General features: G+C 45.9%; 22 protein-coding genes and 1 pseudogene. 16 read left to right on the forward strand and 7 right to left on the reverse strand.

The features are described 5' to 3' along the window. Positions 1–13: 13 nt before the first annotated feature. The 4 genes from LG368_RS04545 to dsbD all read right to left on the reverse strand — a co-directional run bounded on the left by LG368_RS04545 (position 14) and on the right by dsbD (position 4,648). Complete coding sequence (locus tag LG368_RS04545; protein ID WP_226753548.1) at positions 14–676, reverse strand: DsbA family oxidoreductase; 663 nt, start codon at positions 674–676, stop codon at positions 14–16. A gap of 135 nt (positions 677–811) precedes the next feature. Continuing rightward, positions 812–2,203 (reverse strand): ATP-binding protein, encoded by a 1,392-nt coding sequence (locus tag LG368_RS04550; RefSeq protein ID WP_226753549.1) that lies wholly within the window; start codon positions 2,201–2,203, stop codon positions 812–814. Then, complete coding sequence (locus LG368_RS04555) at positions 2,178–2,843, reverse strand: response regulator transcription factor (protein ID WP_226753550.1); 666 nt, start codon at positions 2,841–2,843, stop codon at positions 2,178–2,180. Before LG368_RS04555 ends, LG368_RS04550 begins: the two co-directional genes overlap by 26 nt. A 14-nt stretch (positions 2,844–2,857) precedes the next feature. Then, positions 2,858–4,648 (reverse strand): protein-disulfide reductase DsbD, encoded by a 1,791-nt coding sequence (dsbD, locus tag LG368_RS04560; RefSeq protein ID WP_226753551.1) that lies wholly within the window; start codon positions 4,646–4,648, stop codon positions 2,858–2,860. A gap of 143 nt (positions 4,649–4,791) precedes the next feature. On the opposite strand from dsbD, the gene LG368_RS04565 reads away from it, so the two are divergent. The 4 genes from LG368_RS04565 to LG368_RS04580 are packed head-to-tail and all read left to right on the forward strand — an operon-like array spanning position 4,792 to position 7,870. Next, the gene (locus tag LG368_RS04565; RefSeq protein WP_226753552.1) at positions 4,792–5,328 is read left to right on the forward strand and encodes a TlpA disulfide reductase family protein; all 537 of its coding nucleotides are present in this window, start codon (positions 4,792–4,794) and stop codon (positions 5,326–5,328) included. Continuing rightward, positions 5,328–5,552 (forward strand): DUF4266 domain-containing protein, encoded by a 225-nt coding sequence (locus LG368_RS04570; protein ID WP_226753553.1) that lies wholly within the window; start codon positions 5,328–5,330, stop codon positions 5,550–5,552. The genes LG368_RS04565 and LG368_RS04570 overlap by 1 nt, the downstream gene beginning before the upstream one ends. Further along, positions 5,539–6,846 (forward strand): DUF3570 domain-containing protein, encoded by a 1,308-nt coding sequence (locus LG368_RS04575; protein ID WP_226753554.1) that lies wholly within the window; start codon positions 5,539–5,541, stop codon positions 6,844–6,846. The genes LG368_RS04570 and LG368_RS04575 overlap by 14 nt, the downstream gene beginning before the upstream one ends. 55 nt (positions 6,847–6,901) lie before the next feature. Next, the gene (locus LG368_RS04580; protein WP_226753555.1) at positions 6,902–7,870 is read left to right on the forward strand and encodes an FAD:protein FMN transferase; all 969 of its coding nucleotides are present in this window, start codon (positions 6,902–6,904) and stop codon (positions 7,868–7,870) included. Between the two features lie 49 nt (positions 7,871–7,919). Here the strand turns inward: LG368_RS04580 and LG368_RS04585 are convergent, their stop codons facing one another. Beyond that, a complete protein-coding gene (locus tag LG368_RS04585; RefSeq protein WP_226753556.1) occupies positions 7,920–8,657 on the reverse strand; it encodes a FadR/GntR family transcriptional regulator in 738 nt (245 codons plus the stop codon). A gap of 179 nt (positions 8,658–8,836) precedes the next feature. On the opposite strand from LG368_RS04585, the gene LG368_RS04590 reads away from it, so the two are divergent. The 4 genes and pseudogenes from LG368_RS04590 to LG368_RS04605 all read left to right on the forward strand — a co-directional run bounded on the left by LG368_RS04590 (position 8,837) and on the right by LG368_RS04605 (position 12,641). Further along, the gene (locus tag LG368_RS04590) at positions 8,837–9,613 is read left to right on the forward strand and encodes an SDR family NAD(P)-dependent oxidoreductase (RefSeq protein WP_226753557.1); all 777 of its coding nucleotides are present in this window, start codon (positions 8,837–8,839) and stop codon (positions 9,611–9,613) included. A 200-nt stretch (positions 9,614–9,813) separates the two neighbouring features. After that, positions 9,814–10,647 (forward strand): annotated as a pseudogene (locus tag LG368_RS04595) (tripartite tricarboxylate transporter substrate binding protein). A gap of 52 nt (positions 10,648–10,699) precedes the next feature. Beyond that, the gene (locus LG368_RS04600) at positions 10,700–11,161 is read left to right on the forward strand and encodes a tripartite tricarboxylate transporter TctB family protein (RefSeq protein WP_226753558.1); all 462 of its coding nucleotides are present in this window, start codon (positions 10,700–10,702) and stop codon (positions 11,159–11,161) included. After that, entirely contained in the window at positions 11,154–12,641 is a 1,488-nt protein-coding gene (locus LG368_RS04605) for a tripartite tricarboxylate transporter permease (RefSeq protein ID WP_226753559.1), read from the forward strand. The genes LG368_RS04600 and LG368_RS04605 overlap by 8 nt, the downstream gene beginning before the upstream one ends. 142 nt (positions 12,642–12,783) lie before the next feature. Here the strand turns inward: LG368_RS04605 and LG368_RS04610 are convergent, their stop codons facing one another. Both LG368_RS04610 and LG368_RS04615 read right to left on the reverse strand, forming a co-directional pair. Next, positions 12,784–13,623 carry a 2OG-Fe(II) oxygenase family protein gene (locus LG368_RS04610; RefSeq protein ID WP_226753560.1) on the reverse strand — a complete coding sequence of 280 codons (840 nt, stop codon included), beginning with the start codon at positions 13,621–13,623 and terminating at the stop codon, positions 12,784–12,786. A 112-nt stretch (positions 13,624–13,735) separates the two neighbouring features. Next, a complete protein-coding gene (locus LG368_RS04615; protein WP_226753561.1) occupies positions 13,736–13,891 on the reverse strand; it encodes a hypothetical protein in 156 nt (51 codons plus the stop codon). A gap of 318 nt (positions 13,892–14,209) precedes the next feature. Between LG368_RS04615 and LG368_RS04620 the strand changes: the two genes are divergently transcribed. The 8 genes from LG368_RS04620 (at position 14,210) to proC (ending at position 21,256) form a co-directional block, all read left to right on the forward strand. Further along, positions 14,210–14,776, forward strand: coding sequence for a YqgE/AlgH family protein (locus LG368_RS04620; protein WP_226753562.1), 567 nt, complete (start codon positions 14,210–14,212; stop codon positions 14,774–14,776). Next, a complete protein-coding gene (ruvX, locus tag LG368_RS04625; RefSeq protein WP_226753563.1) occupies positions 14,777–15,247 on the forward strand; it encodes a Holliday junction resolvase RuvX in 471 nt (156 codons plus the stop codon). It begins immediately after the preceding gene. A 45-nt stretch (positions 15,248–15,292) separates the two neighbouring features. After that, positions 15,293–15,790, forward strand: coding sequence for a bifunctional pyr operon transcriptional regulator/uracil phosphoribosyltransferase PyrR (gene pyrR, locus LG368_RS04630; protein WP_226753564.1), 498 nt, complete (start codon positions 15,293–15,295; stop codon positions 15,788–15,790). A 248-nt stretch (positions 15,791–16,038) separates the two neighbouring features. Beyond that, entirely contained in the window at positions 16,039–17,043 is a 1,005-nt protein-coding gene (locus LG368_RS04635; protein WP_226753565.1) for an aspartate carbamoyltransferase catalytic subunit, read from the forward strand. A gap of 1 nt (position 17,044) precedes the next feature. Then, entirely contained in the window at positions 17,045–18,322 is a 1,278-nt protein-coding gene (locus LG368_RS04640; RefSeq protein WP_226753566.1) for a dihydroorotase, read from the forward strand. Positions 18,323–18,436: 114 nt separating this feature from the next. Continuing rightward, positions 18,437–19,543 carry a GGDEF domain-containing protein gene (locus LG368_RS04645; protein WP_226753567.1) on the forward strand — a complete coding sequence of 369 codons (1,107 nt, stop codon included), beginning with the start codon at positions 18,437–18,439 and terminating at the stop codon, positions 19,541–19,543. Between the two features lie 87 nt (positions 19,544–19,630). Next, positions 19,631–20,374, forward strand: a complete 744-nt coding sequence (locus tag LG368_RS04650; protein WP_276572992.1) for a YggS family pyridoxal phosphate-dependent enzyme — start codon at positions 19,631–19,633, stop codon at positions 20,372–20,374. A gap of 54 nt (positions 20,375–20,428) precedes the next feature. Then, on the forward strand, positions 20,429–21,256 hold the full coding sequence (gene proC / locus LG368_RS04655; protein ID WP_226753568.1) for a pyrroline-5-carboxylate reductase: 828 nt from the start codon (positions 20,429–20,431) through the stop codon (positions 21,254–21,256). Positions 21,257–21,269: the final 13 nt, after the last annotated feature.

Raw genomic sequence — 21,269 nt, forward strand, 5'->3', positions numbered from 1 at the left:
TGAGTGTCCTTAATTAAGGCTGTTCATCAGCGGTTTTCTTAAGCACTTCTTCAATGGCGCTTTTGAATACCTCTGCTGGCTGGCCACCGGAAATGGCGTAGGCGTTGTTGATGATAACGGTCGGTACTGAGGTGATGTCATTTTGCTGCCAGAAGGATTCTTGCTGGCGTACCTCGTCGGCAAAATGATTGTTCTCTAAAATGCCTTTGGCTGCGGCTAGATCAAGGTTAACGCTGGCGGCGAGGTTTGCTAAGACGGTAAAGTCGCTCACATCTTGATTATGAGTAAAATGCGCTTTGAACATGGCCATTTTTAACTCAGCTTGTTTGCCTTCTTGTTGTGCCCAATGCAGTAGACGATGGGCATCAAAGGAATTACGCATACGGCTATCGTCAGAAAAGTTAAAGTCGAACCCAACGTCTTTTCCTCGAGCTTGGATCATGGCGCGATTCTGCTCAGACTGTTCTTGGCTGATGCCGTATTTTTCAGTGATGTGCTCGCTGAAGTTTTGTCCTTCCGCGGGCATGTTTGGGTTCAGTTCAAACGGCTGAAAGATAAGCGTCGCGTCGACCGTATCCTCTAGCTCGGCCAGCGCTTGATTGAGATTGCCAAGGCCTACCACGCACCAGGGGCACATGATGTCGGAGACGAATTGTATGTTTAATGGTGTTTTCATAAGAACGACTCAGTTAATAAATGATGATGTCATTCTTGAGGTCATTGTTGGGAAAAGAAAGTCGTTGTTGCTAAAAACACGGTATTTACTGATGTTTTGCATACTCTTTGTGGTAGTAAATCATTAAGTGTCGACTTATAGCGTTGGCAACATCACATTAACCGTCAAGCCTTGCTGAGGGGAATCTCTGTATTCAAGTGTGCCATGGTATTTATCAACAATGTTTTTTACGATGGATAGGCCGAGGCCTACGCCTTCTATTTTGCTTGAGCGATAGAAGCGTTCGCTGAGGCGTTGGCGTTGCTCTTCTGTGACACCGTGACCGTTATCAACCACACTTAATTGGATGATATTGGCGTGCTGGCTGAGGCGAACTTGTATCACGCTGTGATCAGGGGAAAATTTCAAGCTATTACTGAGTAGGTTTTGCAATAGTATTTCAATATGGCTGCTGTCCATTAGACTGTTCCATGCGCTCTCTTCGTCCGCATCGAGGGTGATTTCTATGTTTTTCTTCCAAGCCAAAGGTAATATGTCTGCAATAATGGCGCGAGTCAGTACTAAAAAATCAGCAGAGTGCGCCTTGATAGGGTGTTTTTGATGCTCCAAACGAGCAAGTACTAACAGCTGTGAAACAATGCGTGTTGATCGATCTACCCCTTTTACCAGTTGCTCCAGAGAGTGGCGTTGCTCAAGATCATTGTCAGCCGTAAGAGCGTTTTGCGCGTGTATTTTTAAAATACTCAAAGGCGTTCGTAGCTCATGAGTGGCATCGGCAATAAAGCGCTTTTCTCTCTCCATCAACACATCCACTTCGGTTAAGAGGTGATTTAAAGCGTTTTGTACGGGCGTGAGTTCTTTCGTGGTGATGGGCAAATAAATGGGTTCGAGTTTTTCAGGTGTGAGCTGAGTGATTTTAGAGGCGAGTTGCCGTAAGGGGGCCAGCCCCAGACCGACGGCCAGTGAGACAAAAATCGCCACGATAGGCCAACCTAACAGTTCCGGCATAAGTGTCTGAATGACGATTTGTTGTGCGATTTCACCTCGTATATCGGCGCGTTCAGCCACCACGACTTTTTTATCACCATGGATTTGGTGCAAGGTGAACACACGCCACTCGTATCCATCGGCATTGGCAACACTGTAACCGGCTTCATCGCTTTTTTGTGGCGTTAGAGTAAGCGGTGAAGAGGAGGCACTTAACTGATCTGCGTTCCACAGCTGATAAAAGATTTTACTTTCGTACTTATGGCCGACACTTTGATCGGTATTGGTGATGTCTTTTAATAAGGTCCGAGTTGTGTGGTGATCTTCGTGGCTAATGTTGTCGGATAATACCAATAATAGTCTGGCTTGCTGTGCCAATCGGGCATCGAATAACTCTTCTACTTCATGGTTAGCAAACACCAAACCTATGACCATCACCAGTAGGCTGACCAAGGTAAAAACAGACATAACGATGAACAGTGTGCGGCGCTTTATCGAATTTAACGCGACTTTTTCACCCCATTTTTTGGTCAGCCACATAACCAATGCCTCTTATGGTACGAATTAAATCGGGAAATATTTTTTTACGTAAATGGTGTATGTGGACTTCTAGAGCGTTGCTGTCTACGCTCTCTTCCCAGCCATAAATGAGCTGCATCAGTACATCTCGGGTATACACATGCCCAGGCTGGCTAACCAATTCATGCAATAGCGTAAACTCCCGGCGTGTTAAGTTAACCTCCTTTTCCTGATAAAGAACTTTATGGCTGTCTGGGAACAAGGTGAGACCTCGATAATGGATTTCACTCACAAAACGCCCGTTACTTCGCCTTAATAAAGCACGTATGCGGGCTTTTAATTCGATGACATCAAAGGGCTTAACCAGGTAGTCATCGGCACCTAGGTCTAGTCCTTCGACCTTGTCTTCCGTGGCATCTCTTGCGGTTAAAATCAGAACCGGCGTACTGTTGCTGTTGGATCGTAACTGTTTTAAAACAGAAAAGCCGTCTAACCTAGGTAAGCCAAGGTCTAAAATAACCAAGTCAAAGCGTTCATTGGTCAGGGCTTCTAAAGCGTGGATACCGTCTTGTAGAAGGTCAACGGTATGACCGTCGCGCTTTAACGCAGTGACTAAGCCATCGGCCAAAGAGACATCGTCTTCTACCACCAATATTCTCAATTGTATTTCCTTCATCATAAAGCCATTAAGGCAGAATCAATGAGCTGTTGGAATTCGGCAAATCCCAACTCTCCTTGGCGTACAGTCAAAACGTCACGGTGCTTGGATAAAAACAACACAGTAGGCGGACCAAAGATACCATAGTCACTCAAAAAGTCCTGTTGTGCCTGTGTGTTGTTGGTCATATCAAGTTGTAGAAACGCAGTAGAGTGACGATATGATTGCAGCTCTTTGCGAGCAAAGACGTTTTTTTCCATTTCTAGGCAGGAAGTGCACCAATCGGCATAAATATCGACCACGACAATTTTGCCTTCGAGTTCTGCTTGAGCAATGGCGTTTTCAATTAAGGTAACGTCGCTTATTCTTTCAAATAAAGGGGTTGGTGTTTCTTTTGATTCGTTAGACACTGAGTCACTGAGGTAGGCTAGGGGGGTCATGATACTCGGTTGGCCTGCCAAGCTGGATGAAAGCAAAGAGAAGCCATAAAAAAGTACTATCAGTGCGATGCCTTGACGGAGTTTACTCCAGCCAGATTCTGTTGATTGAAAAGGGGAAAGGTAAAGTGCATAGAGCAGACAAAGTATGGCCCACAATGTAACGCTGACGGTATCAGAGACGATTCTGGAAACCAGTGCAATGGCAACGCCGAGCAAGACAACACCAAAAGCCGCTTTGACTTGCATCATCCACATACCGGCTTTCGGTAAGTATTTTCCTCCCCCAAGGCCGACCAATAATAAAGGCACTCCCATGCCTAAACTCATCGCAAATAAGGTGCTGCCACCCAGTACGGCGTCGCCTGTTGTGCTGATGTAGATCAGAGCGCCCGCTAAGGGTGCAGACACACAAGGCGACACGATAAGCGCAGAAATAGCCCCCATCACAGCCACGCCCAGATAAGGGCCTCCCACACTCTTTTGACTCAAACGATCTAACCGGTCTCTTAAAAAAGCGGGCAGTTGCAGCTCGTAAAATCCAAACATGGACAAAGACAATAAGATGAACAGCAGGCTAAACGCCATGATGACAATCGGTGTTTGGAAGAGCGCTTGTAAATTCAGTTGAGCGCCAAATAAGCCCACCAATACGCCGGCGATGCTGTAAGACGTCGACATACCAAGCACATAAGAAAGCGATAGGAAAAAGCCTTTTTTTGTTGTGATGTTGCCAGCTTGGCCAGCAATAATCCCCGCTAAGATGGGGATCATAGGTAAAACACAAGGGGTAAACGTCAATCCAAGACCGAGCGCAAAAAAGGTCAACAACACCCAAAGATGATTGCCGTTTAGTAATAAATCGACCAACTTTTCTTCTTCGCCTGACGATGACACTTGAGTGTCAGTTGGGCGGTTTGTATCAGGAGAAGAAGCGACATTAGATATTGTTAGTGTCTGGGGTGGGTAGCATAAACCGGCGGCGGCACAGCCCTGATAAGTGACCTTAATGTCTCCAGCGTCACGGTTGATCGGGCCGATACTAATGCCCATTGTGTGATGAAAGACGTTTACTCGACCAAAATTTGGGTCTTCTTTTTCTTCGGGCGTGGATAAAAACGTGAAGGATACAGGTGATTGCCCAGAGGGAAGCGAGGGAGTGGATTGGGAAACCGCTACTTTTGATGCATACAAATAGTAGCCCTCTGCAATGTGCCACTGAACACTTCTTTTGCTGTCATCGACATCCACCACAAAGGCTTCAGAGGGGGTTAAGAAAGTCGTATCGGCTTGCGCTGTTCCAATTGAAAGTAACGCCAATATCGACACGATAAACAGGTGGTAAGAACGAAAAGAAGAGAAGGTAACCACAGCATGATCCTTAGTATAGCGAGCTTTTCACTACTATAAAGAAAGAACCTTAACGTAATCTTATGCCCTTTATGGGTAGGCTTAATTTTCTCTTAAGAATTGTTCCTTATGATCAAGGTATAACCTTAAGAAGGAAACATACGATGGTAGCAAAACCCTATTTTCTGATCGCTGCGACGCTTTGTTGCGGTTTGTTGTTGAGCGTTACGGCCTCTGCCTCCGCCCTAATTTCTGCTGATGAGGCTAAAAAAGCCCCTCATGCCAGCCAACAACTCCCTCAATATCAAGGGAAGCCACAGTCATTGCAAGATGTTCGTGGTGATGTCTTGCTTGTTGATTTTTGGGCCTCTTGGTGTGGGCCTTGTCGCGAATCCTTTCCTTGGATGACCGAGATGCAGGCTAAGTATAAAGCGCAAGGGTTTAAGGTCATTGCCATCAATTTAGATCAAGACAAGCAACAAGCACTTGATTTCCTAAAAGAGTATTCACCAGGGTTTACGGTTCTGTTTGATAACAACGCCACGATGCCAGATCGCTTTGGTGTCATTGGTATGCCAACCAGTTTTCTAGTTGATCGAAAAGGCAGAATCAGAGCGGTTCATACCGGTTTTCATCAAGATCAACTGGCTAATTACGAGAGTGTTATTACGCAGTTGCTGGCAGAGAGTGAGGGTAAATAATGAGTAAGCATTTTATGTTAATGGGCGTAATCGGTATCACTTTTTTGATCACAGGTTGCAGTGAAATGGGTGTCAAAGCTTGGGAGCGTGATGTTTTGGCTCAGCAGGAAATGAGTCTAATTAACGAGCCGGTTGAGAGTAGTTTGAATGACCATGTTTACTTCAGTAAAGAAGCAAGCAGTGGTGGTCAAGGGTTTGGAGGTGGCGGTTGTGGCTGTAACTAAGACGATGAAAAAAAACCATGAATTAGCAAAAGTATTGGCCGCTGCGAGCTGCGCTCTAATAGGAAGCTTGTCTACTGCTCACGCTGAAGAAAGTTGGGACGTGGATTCTGCCTTTTTGCTGTACTCTGAAAGCGATGGGCGAGTTTCGGCTGCAGAGCCGGTGATCAGTGCCACGAAAAATTATGATTCAGAAACCCGCCTTAACGTCAAACTGGTCGCTGACACACTCACGGGGGCATCCGCCAACGGTGCGACACCAAGCGATGAAGCACAAACCTTTACCAGCCCATCAGGTAATGGGACTTACACAGCGGCGGTGGGTGATCAACCTTTAGACGATACTTTTAGAGACACTCGCGTTGCTCTTTCAAGTAACTGGAACGCACCCATTAACCGTGACTGGGCCTATGGTGTGGGAGGTTACGTTTCGAAAGAACACGATTACCAATCACTTGGTGTTAGCAGCAGTGTGTCCCGTTATTTGAATCAAAAAAATACCACGTTGACGCTGGGCCTTGGGGCTGCTAATGATACGATTAATCCTGAAGGGGGCGTACCAACAGGTTTATTTCAAGTCCCTGAAAGTGCATCGTCCAGTGAGTTCGCCCAGCGTGACGACTCTGAAAGCAAAAGTATTATGGATGCGGTGTTTGGTCTCACACAGGTAGTGAACCGCAATACCATCATGCAATTTAACTATTCAATTAACACCAGCTCGGGTTACCTGACCGATCCTTATAAAATCCTATCGGTGATCGACGACGACTCAACTGGCAATAATTACGGTGGTAACTACACGGTTAATAATCGCAACCTGTACTTGTATGAAAAACGCCCTGATTCTCGTTTAAAACAAAGTCTGTATTGGCAAACAAAACATCAATTCGATAACAATGACATACTCGATGTAAGTTATCGTTATATGTTCGATGATTGGGGAATCACGTCACATACTATTGATGCGAAGTATCGGTTCCGCTTTGATCATCAATATTTAGAACCTCAGCTGCGTTGGTATAGCCAAAGTAAAGCGGATTTCTATCATCGTTACCTAGATTCAAGCGCTTATACTGAGGTAGATTTTGCCAGCGCAGATTATCGATTAGGGGATTTAGACACCTATACCATAGGGCTGCGATACGGCTATCAATTTGCTGACGAGACCGAATTTTACACGCGCTTCTCATTGTATCACCAAGAAAGTTCAGGGGATGACGGCTACGGTAAGCTGACATCACAAGAACTGTACCCTGGTCTTGATGCAGCAATGTTGATGATAGGTTATAAATTTTAAAGGTAAAAAGGCGCTTTTTTGTGATGAAAAAGCGCCTTTCTGATAAAGAGACGCCATGAAATTTATCCAAAAGTTACCGATAGAAGCACGCCTTAATCCCAGTAAACACCCAGTGCCCACTGTGTGGTCAGAGGGAGGGTATTCGTATCGCGTGCAATTTGAGTGCATGGCCAGTGATTATTCTATTTTAATAGAGTGCGATCGTGTTGATCTGGTTATTGAGGCGGCTAAAAAAGCCATCATAGAAGCTTGGCGTATTGAGCATAAGTTCAGTCGCTATCAGGTGGACAATACTTTTTCGATGATTCACTCATGGCCAGATGTTAAACAAACACTGGATCAGGAAACCGCGCAGTTGATGCTGTTTTCGTATCATGCCCATCAAGTGTCTGGTGGTTTGTTTGATATAACGTCTGGCATTTTAAGGCAAGCTTGGCGCTTTGATGGCAGTGATAACCTACCCAGTCCAGAACAAATACAAACGTCGCTGGTGCATGTCGGCTGGGAAAAACTGGGTTGGAGCCCACAGTCCCCTGATCAGTTGTGTCTTCCTAAAGGGATGGAATTGGATTTTGGTGGCATCGGTAAAGAATACGCAGTGGATAAAATGCTCAAACTGTCTTTGTCGATTTTCGGCGATGTGCCAGTGGCGGTGCTCATCAATGGCGGAGGTGATATTGCATGCAGTGGGCCACGACTAGACGGGCAGGGGTGGCGAGTTGGAATAGAGTCGCTGAAGGCCGATCATACCTCAGATCAGATTATTAGCTTATCTTCGGGGGCCTTAGCGACTTCAGGAGACCGTCACCGATTTCTTCTTAAATCAGGCGTTCGCTACTCTCACGTTTTAAATCCACTTACTGGTTGGCCAGTCGAAAAAGCCCCAAGAAGTGTAACTGTTGCGGCACCGAATTGCGTCAATGCGGGTATCTTGGCTACCCTGTCATTACTGCAAGGCAACAACGCTGACGCATTTCTTAAATCACTTGCTGTGCCATATTGGATTTATTCAGAGCGCGGCTAATCTACTTTTGTTGCAACTGTATTCGTACCAGTAAGCGCCTCTAGTTTGGTTAAGCCGCGCTGTGATCTTGCTTACCTGTTGCGCCTGGCAGTGGCTCAGGCAGTCGATGCTTGTGTTCTTTCAAATGTTCCATGGAGCAGGTTTTGGCTTTAACAGGGTCTTTTTCCATGATCGCTTCATAGATGCATCTGTGTTCTTTCAGGCAAGTATCGCCTTGACTCGAAGAGTGGATGATAAAGCTTTTAAACATGGAGTTTAATAGATTGCCAAAGGCAATATAAAAAGGATTACCTGTCGCAGCAAAAATGGTTTGGTGGAACTGCTGATCGACATTTGACCACTCATGCTGATCGAATGGCTCTCGGTTTGCCGCGTCGCACATGGCTTGAAATGTCGTGGTTAGATGCGCTCTTTGTTGCTCCGATGCGTTCTGTGCTGCGATAAAACAGGCTTCAGGTTCAATGGCTCGACGCAGAGCCAAAAACTGCAAAGAAATAGCCGTGTGGTCGCTGACTTCTGACATCCACTCAAGCATTTGCGGGTCTAAAAAATTCCAGCTGTCTCTTTCTACTACCCGTGTGCCTATCTTGGGACGAGAGCAAACCAATCCTTTTGACGTCAATAACTTAACCGCTTCTCTAAGTACGGTACGACTGACACCAAACTGTTCGCATAACACCATTTCCGTTGGCAATATTTCACCTTCTTCGTGCTCGCCAGATAATATTTTACGTGCAATATCACTGGCTATTTGCACATGCAAACCGCGCTTGATCCCATAGTTCATACTGAGTTTTTCATTCATGAGTGTAACAAATACCCTGTGGCTGCTTATTAATATTTTAGATAACACTAGACAGATTTATAGCATTTTTTTCTATTGTTCACTATTGCATAATTATCTAATTGTATTATTGTGATATTGTATAACAAATAAAAAATACAAAAGATGTTGTGAGGAAAAATATGTTTACTGACCTAAGAGGCAAAAAAGTTCTCATCACAGGTTCTACCGCAGGCATTGGTTTGGCTGCGGCAAAAGCGCTGGCCGCCCAAGGGGCGCAGGTCGGCATCAATGGACGACAACCTTATGAGTCCGTTGCCTCGGTGTTATCCGAGTTTGATGGACTAGAAGGGGATGTGATGTATTTTTCAGCCGACCTCAGTCAGTCATCACAATGTCAAAAACTGGTCGATGAATTTGTTCAGCATTTTGGTGGGATCGATGTCCTTATCAACAACGCGGGTGGTTTAGGCGGTCGCGAAGGACTGGAAAACATTGACGATGCGTTTTACGATCGCGTCATGGATTTGAACGCTCGGTCAGTTTTAATGGTCACAAAGTATGCGATCCCTTATTTACGCGCCTCTGCGGCGCAGTCCGGGCAAACCAGTTGTGTGATCAGTACCGGATCAATCGCTGGGCGTGAAGGGGGCGGTGTGGGTGCTGGACTTTATGCCGCATCAAAAGCGTGGTTGCACGATATTCACCGTAACTGGGTGAAAGAGTTCACCCAAGACAACATACGCTTCAACATTGTGTCTCCCGGTACGATCGATACCGCTTTCCATGAAGACAAGCCCAGTCACGTCAAAGACACCATCGCCAACAGCATTGCCATGAAACGTTTTGGTCGTGTTGAGGAATTGGCACCCAGCTATTTATTTTTCGCTTCCCACGCCTGCAGTGGCTACATTACAGGTCAAATACTGGATGTAAATGGTGGGCAAATGTGCCCCTAGTGAAAATATAGTCTTGTAATAAAGATCAAGGGCAAACGCCCTGTACTACTGCCTATTGTGGCAACACATTAAAAAGTAAAAACAATAAAAGAAGAAGGTAATAAAGTATGAAAAAAATTATAAAAACCACACTGGCTGCCGCGGCACTCACCCTTGTTGCGAGCGCTTCAGCGGCCGATTATCCCTCTAAAAACATTCGCATGGTGGTTCCATTCAGTCCAGGTGGTGGTACCGATTCAGTAGGTCGTGCCCTCGCTAACTCTGCGAAAGAAGTACTGGATCAAAATATCATCGTAATGAACCGTACCGGTGGCGCGGGTGCTGTTGGTATGAGTTTTGGTGCGCAACAACGTCCTGATGGTTACACGTTGACGGTGGTAACCCGTGAAATTGCGTCTTTGCCACAAATGGGGTTGATGCAACACACGGCAGACGACTTTAAAATGATTCGCATGGTGAACCTAGACCCAGCGGTCGTATTGGTTAGCCAAGATAGCCCTTATCAAAGCATTGACGACCTTGTTAAAGCCGCAAAAAAGAAAGACGGTGCGTTGAAATTTGCGTCTACGGCTAAGCCAAACTTCTATTTGATGGCGTTGGAAAAAAGCCAAAACATCAAGCTAAACGCGATTCCTTACAATGGTGCGTCGGAAGCCATTCCTGCGGTATTGGGTAACCATACGGATGTCACCATGGTGACACCGGGCGAAGCCATTTCGCAAATCAAATCAGGTCAGTTAAAAGCATTGGGTGTGATGTCTTAAGAGCGTATTGCTTACCTACCGGATACCCCAACACTGAAAGAGCAGGGTTTTGACGTAGTAACCGGGACATGGCGTGGTATTGGTGTGCCAAAAAACACACCGGATGAGGTAGTAGAGACCTTGGGTGCGGCGTTTGACAAAGCGATGGCGTCACCTGAGTTTAAACAGTTCATGGAAAATGGTGCCATGACCATTCACAATTTGGATGCAAAGGCGTTCACTGAATTTGTTCAAAATGATGTGAAAAACCTTGGAGCGTTAATTAACTGATGGTCGTGAAGAGCGCCTGTCAAAGGGCGCTCTTTTTTAAAAGGTTACCCAAATGAATGTGAAAAAAATTCTTTTACCAAGCGTCATCATTGTGATCAGTGTTGTCGCTTTGTACTTTATTAGCCAGTTTTCTGTGCCGAACTTTCAAGACGCCAGTGTAGGATCAAAGTTTTTCCCTACGGCTATTGCGGTGCTGCAAATCATTATCTGTTTCTTCATCATTTTGGGTGAATTATTAGATACAGAGAGCGAGTCTGACTCTGCACCTTTTCTTAATAAGTACTCCCTCTTTGGCGCTGTGTTCATTATAGGGTACGCCACTACGATTTACTTCTTAGGGTACTTCTTGGCGACGTTGTTGGCATTTGGTGTGTATCTGCTGTTCTTCAGAACGAAGAATCTTTATTACTACCTGGTCGCCATTGTGTTTACTGTGGTGATTTATTACGTCTTTGCCAATGTGTTTTATGTTGCTCTCCCAGAAGGGCTATTAACAGAGCTGCTTTATGATTGATCATCTATTTAACGGGCTACTAACGGCCCTCAGTTTCGATATTTTACCGATTTTGATTTTTGGTGTGGTGGGCGGTATTACGCTAGGGGCGATGCCAGGTTTAACCGCCACCATGGGGGTCGCGATCTTACTTCCTTTCACCTTTGGGATGGATTCAACCGCGGCCTTGGTGATGCTGATTGGTGTTTACATCGGTGGCATATACGGTGGTTCGATTGCGGCTATTTTGCTGAATACACCGGGAACACCGGCGTCAGCGGCCAGTGTGTTGGATGGTTATACTCTGACTAAAAAAGGCCAAGCGGCACGTGCCTTGAGTATTTCCGCGATTTCCTCTTTCAGCGGTGGCTTTATCAGTACCGTGCTGTTAATCCTATTCGCCCCTATTTTAGCGAACTTCGCCTTGCGCTTTAATGCACCAGAATACTTTGCGTTGGCGCTGTTTGGCTTGACGATTATTTGTAGTATCTCAGGCAGTAATTTATTAAAAGGCTTGTTGGCGGGTTCTATCGGCTTACTGGTATCGACTGTTGGGCTTGACCCCATTACCAGTGTGCCACGTTTTACGTTTGGCATGATGGATTTGTACAGCGGCATTAGTATTATTCCCGTGCTTATTGGCTTGTTTGCTTTATCGGAAGCACTGACTCAATTAGAGAGTGTGGTGACCGAGAAGAAACAAACGCTACGCAACTTCAGTCTCAAAATGCTCAGTCGAAAAGATCTAAAAGAAATCACCCCAACCGCTGTAAAAAGCGGTGTGTTGGGAACCGTGATCGGCAGCGTGCCGGGTGCGGGTGCGGATATTTCTTCTTTTGTTTGTTACAACGAAGCCAAACGTGCTTCGAAAACCCCAGAAGAATTTGGGAATGGTTCGATTAAAGGCTTGAGTGCCGCCGAAGCGGGCAACAATGGGGTCACAGGTGGGGCGCTTGTGCCCTTGTTGACACTGGGCGTGCCTGGCGATGCCGTAACCGCCGTACTATTGGGTGCTTTGGTGATTCAGGGCTTAACTCCCGGCCCATTGCTGTTCACGCACAACCCAGAAGTGGTTTACAACATTTTCAGCTCGATGCTGGTGGCCAATATTGTCATGTTAATTGTAGGCTTAATCGGTATTCGCTTCTTCTGTAAAATCATCGAAATTCCTAGAATCCTGATGATTCCTATCATTATGTTCCTGTCAGTTATTGGCGCTTACTCAATCAATAACTCGATGTTTGACATCGGTGTGGCTGTGTTCTTTGGTCTGTTGGGCTTTACCTTGCTCAAATGCCGAGTGCCTTTGTCCCCCATTTTGATTGCGATGATTCTTGGGCCGATGGCCGAGACCAACCTAAGAAAATCCCTGTTGATGTATGAGAACTCATGGTCGTTCTTATATGACAGACCCATTGCCTTGTTTTTCTTGGTATTAACGGCCTTGTCTATTTATTCTGCGGTGAAGTTTTCTCAGAAGAAAAAGAAAGCAGCCGCTTAGTATTGCGTCACTGAATTTGCCGCGATGGTTGGCGGGCGAATTTAGCCTACAAAAATGCCTGACTTTTACTATAAGAGTCAGGCATTTAAACCGTTCGAAAGGCGTTGTAAGCAAAAAAGAGGCGTTATAAGTAATAAGGGGGTTAAATAACCCCAAGCTCCACTAAACGTTCGTGCAAATAGCTTTTTGCGGTATGACGTTCAGACAACACAACGGCCGGTTTAGGATGTAAGAACAAGGGTAACGAAATACGTGATTTCGTCTTATCTGCTCCTGCAGGGTTAACCACTCGGTGAGAGGTCGACGGGAAATAGCCGCCGGAAGCTTCCTGTAACATGTCACCAATATTCACAATGAGCGTGCCAAAATCACAAGGTACATCCATCCAAGCGCCGTCTTTGGTTCTCACTTGCAAACCTGGTTCATTTGCCGACGGCAAAATCGTTAATAGATTAATGTCTTCGTGAGCACCCGCACGAATCGCACCTAACTCTTCATCGCCTTTTAATGGCGGATAATGCAATACGCGCAATAATGTCTGGTCACTGCCGTCTACCATGCTAGACAGCGGCTGAGAGTAATGCTGCGCCACCTCAATAGGGGAATGCTTCTCGACCCAAGTTAACAGTTCTAAAGCCAAGTTATTGGCTTCTGCATAATACTGTGACAACAAGGCTTTTTTATCCGCAGGGCATTGCCCCCAAGGGTAGTAATGAAAGTATTCTTTGATGTCTTTTTTGGTATGACCTTTTGCTGTTTCAGACACGTCAGGCGGGAAAAAACCGTCTTGTGTTCCGACATTGTAGCGGTAGTCGTATTTGGTATCGCTGTTAAAAAACGTTTGCCATTCTTGATAAATCGCTGAGACCAACTGTTTTTGAATCGGGTGGTTTTTTAGTACCCCAAAGCCGGTTTCTCGTAGAGAGGCAACGAAGTCTTCTTGGGCGGTTGGGCTGGTGTAATCGATTGCTTGTAACGTCATCTTGGTATCCTATATCGCCAACAAAAGGGCGAAAGTATTTTTTGTCTAGTGCTAAAAAGAGAAGTCGTGACGCTTTAAAAGCGCCAACGAAGAGCAGGAGCAAAACAAAAAACTAAGAAGACCAACCGCTGTGGAAGAAGTAGCGTAAATCAACGGTTTCGGCTTGATACGCTTGTTGCCACCGGGTCAAACGCCCAGCATCAAGACGATCGAATAACACGGTCTGAACCGATTCAATCAAAGCTTGTGGCAAGGGTAAGTAAGGCATAACACATCCTTAACAGGGCAATGAAAACCTTGGTGTGACGGTTTGTTAAAACCAAGGAACGATTAGGTAAGTCTACGGGTTCGAACGTGGATTTTGAAGGGATTTGCGAAGAAATTCTGCTTTAGGGCTAGGTAAATTTTTATTTTTCCTTATACTAAAAACATCGGTCATCGTCATCGACCGTTTTCTATCTGTTCTTTTCTACCTGTACATATCGTTCACAATGGGCGAGATTTTCTCAAGTTCAAGTGCTTTTTCTATCTTAACATCGGCGTGATTCATCAAGGCGCTGTCATCAATTAAAGAGGGCTCATGACTATGAATACATTTTTCGATTCGTTTAAAAATCACTTTCTTATTTCTATGCCACATTTAAACGATCCACACTTTGAGCACACCGTTATTTATCTTTGTGAACACTCCAAAGAAGGGGCGATGGGTATCATCATTAACCGCCCTGCCAACGTCGAATTTTCTGAATTGGCTGCACATCTCAAAATGCCGATTCAACAAGCGAGCTTGGCCTCAGAGCCCATTTACAACGGTGGCCCTGTTGAGTCTGAGCGTGGCTTTATTCTACACACCGCGGATAAAGTCTGGGACAACACGTTACCAGTGACAGAAGACATCTCGTTGTCGGCATCGCTTGAAGCGTTAGAAGACATTGCAAAGGGCGCTGGCCCAGACGCCTTCCGTATTACCCTAGGCTGTGCTGGTTGGGATGCGGGTCAATTAGAAACAGAGATTGCCAACAATGATTGGCTGGTATGTGAAGCGGATTTAGACGTATTATTCCACACACCCAGTGACATGCAATTTACCGCTGCGACTCAGGTGTTGGGAATTGACATGGCCAGACTTTCTCCGGACATAGGACATGGTTAAATGACAGCGTTACCCTCAACAGAAACGTCTGCAACAGACACCCAAGAACCCAATACTGTTCGTTCAGTATTGGGTTTTGATTTTGGTACAACACGCATAGGCGTGGCGATTGGACAGACAATTACCGGCACGGCTCAGCCACTTGATCCGTTAAAGGCAAAAGAAGGCATTCCTAACTGGGACGAGATCGCTCGTATTGTGTCGGAGTGGCAACCGGATGCGTTTGTGGTCGGTTTACCATTGAACATGGACGGTTCAGAAAATGAGATGTGTCAACGGGCGCGAAAATTTGCCAAACGCCTACATGGACGTTTTAATCGTCCTTACTTTATGATGGACGAGCGCTTATCTTCCTATGAAGCAAAAGGCCAAGTCATGGCGCGTGGTGGCAATCGTAATTTCAAAGAAAATTCGGTAGACGGTTTGGCGGCGCAGATGATTATTGAAACCTGGTTCACGACCCGCTATTAAGTCATACCCTGTGAATTCTATTATTAAGAGCAAGGCTTAAAGACAATGACGTTAGATTTAAACAAAGCGCTGGCCTCAATGGCCTCTCAGCTTAGTACTTACTGTGAGACGCATCAGATTGAAGAGCCCATTGTGGTGGGCATTCATTCAGGTGGTGTTTGGGTGGCAGAGCAACTGATGTCAGCGGTACCAACCAGCGAGCCTCTATCGACCCTAGACATCACGTTTTACCGCGATGACTTTACCAAAGCAGGCTTAAACCCCAAGGTAAATCAGACATTATTGCCGGCAATAGAAGATCGTCATGTTATTTTGGTGGACGATGTATTGATGTCAGGTCGCACCATTCGCGCAGCCATGAATGAAGTGTTTGATTTTGGTCGACCTGCAAGTATCACGTTAGCGATTTTGTACGATTTGGGTCAGCACGAATTGCCCATTGCTGCGGACATTATTGGTGAACGCCTGACATTGAATACTCACCAACGGGTTAAATTAACCGGGCCGAATCCTTTGCAAGTTTCTGTCATAGAAACGCGCTAATATACACAACAAAGCTTTATTTTTTTGCGAACACAGACGACAATTAGCGTATGAGTAGAAGAGACGACACAGTAATAAGTACCAGTCTATTTCGCCAAAGAATAGGGCGAGATAGCGATTTAATATTAATGGTTTAGTGGTTTTAGTGCCCGGTTGCAGCCAGTCTGCACCGGGCATTTTCCTATCTAAACATCCTAATTATGTAGAAAAAAGACACTCTTGTCTTTGCAGTTTGAGGAAAGCAAACCATGATGCGATCCGAGCCCCGGGCATTACAGCTAAATGAACACGGACAGCTTAAGCACTTTTTGACCTTGGATGGATTAAGCCATGCCATCTTGACTGAAATTCTTGACCGAGCGGATTCTTTTCTATCGATGGGCGAGCAATCGGTTAAAAAAGTCCCTTTATTGCGCGGTAAAACCGTGGTGAATTTGTTTTTTGAAAACTCCACCCGCACTCGCACCACATTTGAGTTGGCGGCTAAGCGTCTTTCTGCCGATGTGATTAACTTAAACATTGAGACTTCAGCCACATCAAAAGGGGAGTCGTTACTCGATACTCTGAAAAATCTTGAAGCGATGCAAAGTGATATGTTTATTGTGCGCCACTCTGACAGTGGTGCCGCGCATTTTATCGCCGAACATTGCACGCCGAATGTGGCTATTATCAACGCAGGGGACGGTCGCCATGCTCACCCGACACAAGCCATGCTGGATATGCTGACGATTCGTCGTCATAAAGGACGTTTTGAAGGGTTAAAAGTAGCCATTGTTGGGGATATTTTGCATTCCCGAGTGGCGCGCTCTCAGTTGCAAGCATTGACGACGTTAGGCGTCAGTGATGTGCGTTTAGTTGGACCAAAAACCCTGGTGCCAAGCTTTTTTGCCGAAATGGGCGCGACGATTTGCCATGACTTAGAAGCGGGACTCAAGGATGTGGATGTTGTCGTAATGTTGCGTTTACAAAAAGAACGTATGAAAGGGGCTTTATTGCCAAGCGAAAGTGAATTTTATCGCTTGTATGGATTGACGGAAGACACCCTGGCTTGGGCAAAACCGGACGCTATTGTGATGCACCCTGGGCCGATCAACCGTGGTGTGGAAATCTCGTCTGAAGTGGCTGACGGTCGTCAGTCTGTCATCTTAGATCAAGTGACCAACGGCATTGCGGTACGAATGGCGGTGCTGTCTATGGCCATGAGTGGCCAGCTACAAAGTGAAGACGGTGCAGCAACAGGGGATGAGAAATAAGATGAAATTACGTATTCAAAATGGTCGATTGATCGACCCAAGCCAAGACATAAATGCGGTGGTTGATCTCTTCATCGAAAACCAAAAAGTGGTAGCGATCGGAGAAGCGCCTGATGGCTTTGAAAACGCCGACATTCTCGATGCTGCAGGGCAGTGGATATTGCCAGGTTTAGTGGATGTGGCGGTGTCTCTGCGTGAGCCTGGATTTACCCAAAAAGGCACCATTGCCAGTGAAGGTCGCGCCGCTGTGTCAGGGGGCGTCACGACCTTGGTGTGTCCTCCAAACACACGCCCTATTGTTGATACCTCCTCGGTTGCTGCTCTGATTCAAGACAAAGCCGATGAGGCTGGGATGGCAAATGTTTTTCCACTGGGTGCGTTAACACAAGGGTTAGCCGGTGAACAATTGAGTAACATGGTGGGCTTAACGGAAGCCGGTTGTATTGCTTTGTCGAATCATAGAAATCCGATGGCCAGTACTAAGGTGTTGTCCCGTGCTTTGGAATACGCTGCCACACACGATTTGTTGGTGGTGTTTCACCCTGATGAGACCAGTTTGTCCGAAGGGGGCTGTGCCCATGAAGGTTTAATGTCCACTATGCACGGTTTGGCGGGGATTCCAGAAGAAGCGGAAACCATCGCCTTGATGCGGGATTTATTGTTGGTAGAGAAAACCGGTGTGCGGGCACATTTTGCACGCTTGTCTTGTGCAAAATCGATTGAAATGATTGCAGATGCTAAAGCGTCTGGCCTGGATGTCACGGCGGATGTTGCCTTGCACAATTTGTTACTGACCGATCAGGTTCTGGATAATTTTGACGGACACTATCACGTTTTACCTCCCCTGCGCAGCGACGAAGACCGTTTAACCTTAATCGAAGGCATTAAAGCCGGTGTGATTTCAGCCATCTGTTCGGATCACCAGCCCCATGAAAAAATGGCGAAAATTGCGCCTTTTGCGGCAACGGAACCCGGTATGGCAAACGTAGAAATTATCTTGCCCTTGGCAATGCAACTTATGGATGAAGGCGATCTGGATTTCGCAACCGTGTTGCAATGTCTAACCTCTGGGCCTGCGGCCTGTTTTGGGTTGGAGGCCGGTTCTCTTGCCGTCGGTAGCTTTGCGGACTTTATCTTATTCGACAGTACGGCTCGCTGGACCTGGTCTTATGAAGGGCGCAAAACCAAGGGACATAACTCTCCTTACTTTGGTGATGAATTGGTAGGGCGTGTTATGTCGACGTACATTTCAGGACAAAGAGTGTACCAAGTCGTGTAAGAAACCAGTAAGATCGGGTGAACTTTTAACCACCTGATCTTACTAGTCCTTTACTTTTCCCATCGGGTCGTTAATCTAACTTGAATCACATATTAACAAGGTGTTCATTCTCCCATGTCCATTGACGCATCAAATGCCTCACTCACTGAGCAGCAAGTTTTGCAATCACGTATTGCTTATCTTGAAAAAGAACGGGACTTCATAAAAAGCTTGTACAGAGACATGCCTAAGATGATTCATGCGATCTCAAAAGGCGCTTTGTTTAGTACCTTGTTAGGCGAGTTTAAACAAAAATTGCAAACGCAATTAGTCGATGCGTATTGTTTATTTCTGGTCTGCGAAAAAGACTGCCAGCAATGGCAAGTGCAATACCATGATGATACCAACCAAGCGTTGCAAAATGGTCAAGGTCAACTGTCACACGTGCCGCCTGCATTGTTGACATTTGCGGCCAGTCCATCGCGTCCTATGCGTTTTGATGATCACATTCAGACATCAATGGAATGGAAAAATTGGTCTGCCTTTTTAGAAACAAATGGCTTTGAGACTGTGTCCATGGCGAGTGTGTCGGATGGACAAGACGCTATTTACCTTGTGTTGGCTTTTCAGAAAAAGGGCAAATCGTTAGAGAATGAACTGATGACCTTGGCGCTTGATTGTTATGTGTCTTGGTTGCGTGCCATTTTCGAACGTGAAAAAGCCGATCAACTTCTATTAGAGGACAGTCATCGAGACCCTAAAACAGGCTTGTTACGTCGTTTTAGCTTTGAAAACAGTTTTAATATTGTTTTGAAAGACTCTCGTCGACACTTCTTGCGTGCAGCCTTGTTTTCTTTGCGTCTTTTGTCTAAAGGTGAAACTGACGAGACGGAGTTGAAAGAGTTAGCGGATGCCATGAAAGAAACGGTACGCGATAATGACTTAGTTGCTTGTTTTGATGAACAAGAGCTCGTGATGGGCATTCGTATTCAACAACTTGATGATGCTGAAGTGGTGGCCACAAAACTGCTAACGTCGTTAAGCAGTACAGCGTTTGAGAATAACCGTTTGGTTCAAGGCGGTATTGCCATAGGGATAGCCTTTTACCCTGAGCACTCGTCATTAGACGCCCTTTATCACGCGGCGCATTCAGCGGCAGAAACCCTGAACACGATGTCTGGTTATCGACTGGAATTTCACGGAAAATATTATCAATCCAGTGCGGATTTTTATTCAATATAAATCATAAAAAGCGAGTGCTTTTTATGATGCCTTTCGTTGAAAAAAGTGGCTTATTGTCGTGTTTTAGAAAAGGAGCACAAACGTTTTATGTCTATCGAACATATGTCCATTGAACAAAAGACAACCGCACATGAAATGGAAGAGATCGCTGGTAATATCGCGAGTGTAGAGAAACAGATTTGCCAATTAACAGAGGAATACCAGCGTCCTAAAAACAGTGTTCGTCTGCTGGCAGTCAGTAAAACCAAGCCTGTTTCTGCGTTAGAGGCGGCTTATCACGCAGGTCAACGGGCCTTTGGTGAAAACTACGTACAAGAAGCCGTTGAAAAGCGTCAGACGTTGTCACACTTAGCGGACATCGAGTGGCATTTTATTGGCCCGATTCAGTCCAATAAATCTCGTATGATTGCTGAGAATATGGACTGGGTACACTCAATTGATCGAGAAAAAATTGCCCGTCGCTTGAGTGAACAGCGCCCTGAGAGTTTACCTCCTTTAAAGGTCTGCATTCAGGTAAACATCAGTGGCGAAGCCAGTAAGGCGGGCGTTTCCTTGTCTGAATTAGATAATATGGTGGCGTTGGTAAACAGCTTACCTAACTTATGCTTAAAAGGGCTTATGGCCATCCCTGCGCCACAAGACTCTCACGATGCTCAATGTGCTGTGTATCGCCCCTTAGCGGATGCTTTTAACGCGTTATCAGCGAAGCAGACGGAGGTGGATACATTATCCATTGGTATGTCTGGCGATTTGCCCGCCGCCATTGCGTCAGGCAGTACCATGGTTCGAGTTGGCACCGCTATTTTTGGTGCAAGAGATTATTCTGTATAATCTTCTCGTTATGTACCAATACGCTTTCTAAAGAACTCAATCATAGGAAAAAAAATGACACCAAGTATTGCCTTTATTGGCGTGGGAAACATGGCAAGAGCCATTTTTAGCGGCATGTTAGCGAACGGCTACCCAGCAGACAGCATCATAGGTACCTCTAGAACGGCAGAAAAACGCACCTTTTACCATGAGCAATACAATATGCGCATGTTGGCTGATAATGCCTCTGCTGTGCGCGATGCCGACGTTGTGGTGTTGTGTGTTAAACCTGCACAAATGCAAGCCGTGCTGGAAGGATTTGCAGATCAAGTACGCGACGATCAGCTGTTTATTTCGGTGGCAGCCGGAGTGGAGTTAGCGTCTTTGGCCCATTGGTTGAAGAAGCCGGTTGCCATTGTGCGTTCTATGCCCAATACGCCGTCACAAGTCGGAGCGGGTATTACTGGCTTGATTGCGAATGCGCACACAACAGAGGCGCAAAAGACTTGGGTCACCGACCTGTTTGCTGGCATAGGGGAATCGGTTTGGGTTGAGAATGAAGCGCACATGCATACTGTGACGAGTTTGTCTGGCAGCGCCCCGGCGTACTTCTTTCGTTTCCTTGAGGCTATGGTAAAAAATGGTCAAGCACAGGGTTTAGAAGAAGCAACGTGTCGTAAACTTGCCAGTCACGCCATGTTAGGAGCAGCGCGTATGGTGACAGAGTTAGACGATCCTATTGAGCAGTTGCGTCATAACATTACCTCACCCAATGGCACAACACAGCAAGCCTTGATGTCCTTTGAGGCCGCTGATATCGACAAAGTGGTGGCGGATGCCATGACCGCTTGTGTTACACGTTCACAAGAAATGTCAAAAGACTTTTCAGCCCAGAAAGATTAACGGAAGGCGTTTG

The sequence above is a fragment of the Marinomonas algarum genome, assembly GCF_020532605.1.
In the GTDB taxonomy this organism is placed as follows: Bacteria; Pseudomonadota; Gammaproteobacteria; order Pseudomonadales; family Marinomonadaceae; genus Marinomonas; species Marinomonas algarum.

Bases quoted from the DNA above. Each gene is read 5' to 3' on its own strand.
- proC (WP_226753568.1), top strand. From the start codon at position 20,429: ATGACACCAAGTATTGCCTTTATTGGCGTGGGAAACATGGCAAGAGCC.
- LG368_RS04580 (WP_226753555.1), top strand. From the start codon at position 6,902: ATGAAATTTATCCAAAAGTTACCGATAGAAGCACGCCTTAATCCCAGT.
- LG368_RS04640 (WP_226753566.1), top strand. From the start codon at position 17,045: ATGAAATTACGTATTCAAAATGGTCGATTGATCGACCCAAGCCAAGAC.
- LG368_RS04645 (WP_226753567.1), top strand. From the start codon at position 18,437: ATGTCCATTGACGCATCAAATGCCTCACTCACTGAGCAGCAAGTTTTG.
- pyrR (WP_226753564.1), top strand. From the start codon at position 15,293: ATGACGTTAGATTTAAACAAAGCGCTGGCCTCAATGGCCTCTCAGCTT.
- LG368_RS04610 (WP_226753560.1), bottom strand. From the start codon at position 13,623: ATGACGTTACAAGCAATCGATTACACCAGCCCAACCGCCCAAGAAGAC.
- LG368_RS04615 (WP_226753561.1), bottom strand. From the start codon at position 13,891: ATGCCTTACTTACCCTTGCCACAAGCTTTGATTGAATCGGTTCAGACC.
- LG368_RS04600 (WP_226753558.1), top strand. From the start codon at position 10,700: ATGAATGTGAAAAAAATTCTTTTACCAAGCGTCATCATTGTGATCAGT.
- LG368_RS04635 (WP_226753565.1), top strand. From the start codon at position 16,039: ATGATGCGATCCGAGCCCCGGGCATTACAGCTAAATGAACACGGACAG.
- LG368_RS04570 (WP_226753553.1), top strand. From the start codon at position 5,328: ATGAGTAAGCATTTTATGTTAATGGGCGTAATCGGTATCACTTTTTTG.
- LG368_RS04565 (WP_226753552.1), top strand. From the start codon at position 4,792: ATGGTAGCAAAACCCTATTTTCTGATCGCTGCGACGCTTTGTTGCGGT.
- ruvX (WP_226753563.1), top strand. From the start codon at position 14,777: ATGACAGCGTTACCCTCAACAGAAACGTCTGCAACAGACACCCAAGAA.
- LG368_RS04550 (WP_226753549.1), bottom strand. From the start codon at position 2,203: ATGTGGCTGACCAAAAAATGGGGTGAAAAAGTCGCGTTAAATTCGATA.
- LG368_RS04545 (WP_226753548.1), bottom strand. From the start codon at position 676: ATGAAAACACCATTAAACATACAATTCGTCTCCGACATCATGTGCCCC.
- LG368_RS04650 (WP_276572992.1), top strand. From the start codon at position 19,631: ATGTCTATCGAACATATGTCCATTGAACAAAAGACAACCGCACATGAA.
- LG368_RS04585 (WP_226753556.1), bottom strand. From the start codon at position 8,657: ATGAACTATGGGATCAAGCGCGGTTTGCATGTGCAAATAGCCAGTGAT.
- LG368_RS04590 (WP_226753557.1), top strand. From the start codon at position 8,837: ATGTTTACTGACCTAAGAGGCAAAAAAGTTCTCATCACAGGTTCTACC.
- LG368_RS04605 (WP_226753559.1), top strand. From the start codon at position 11,154: ATGATTGATCATCTATTTAACGGGCTACTAACGGCCCTCAGTTTCGAT.
- LG368_RS04620 (WP_226753562.1), top strand. From the start codon at position 14,210: ATGAATACATTTTTCGATTCGTTTAAAAATCACTTTCTTATTTCTATG.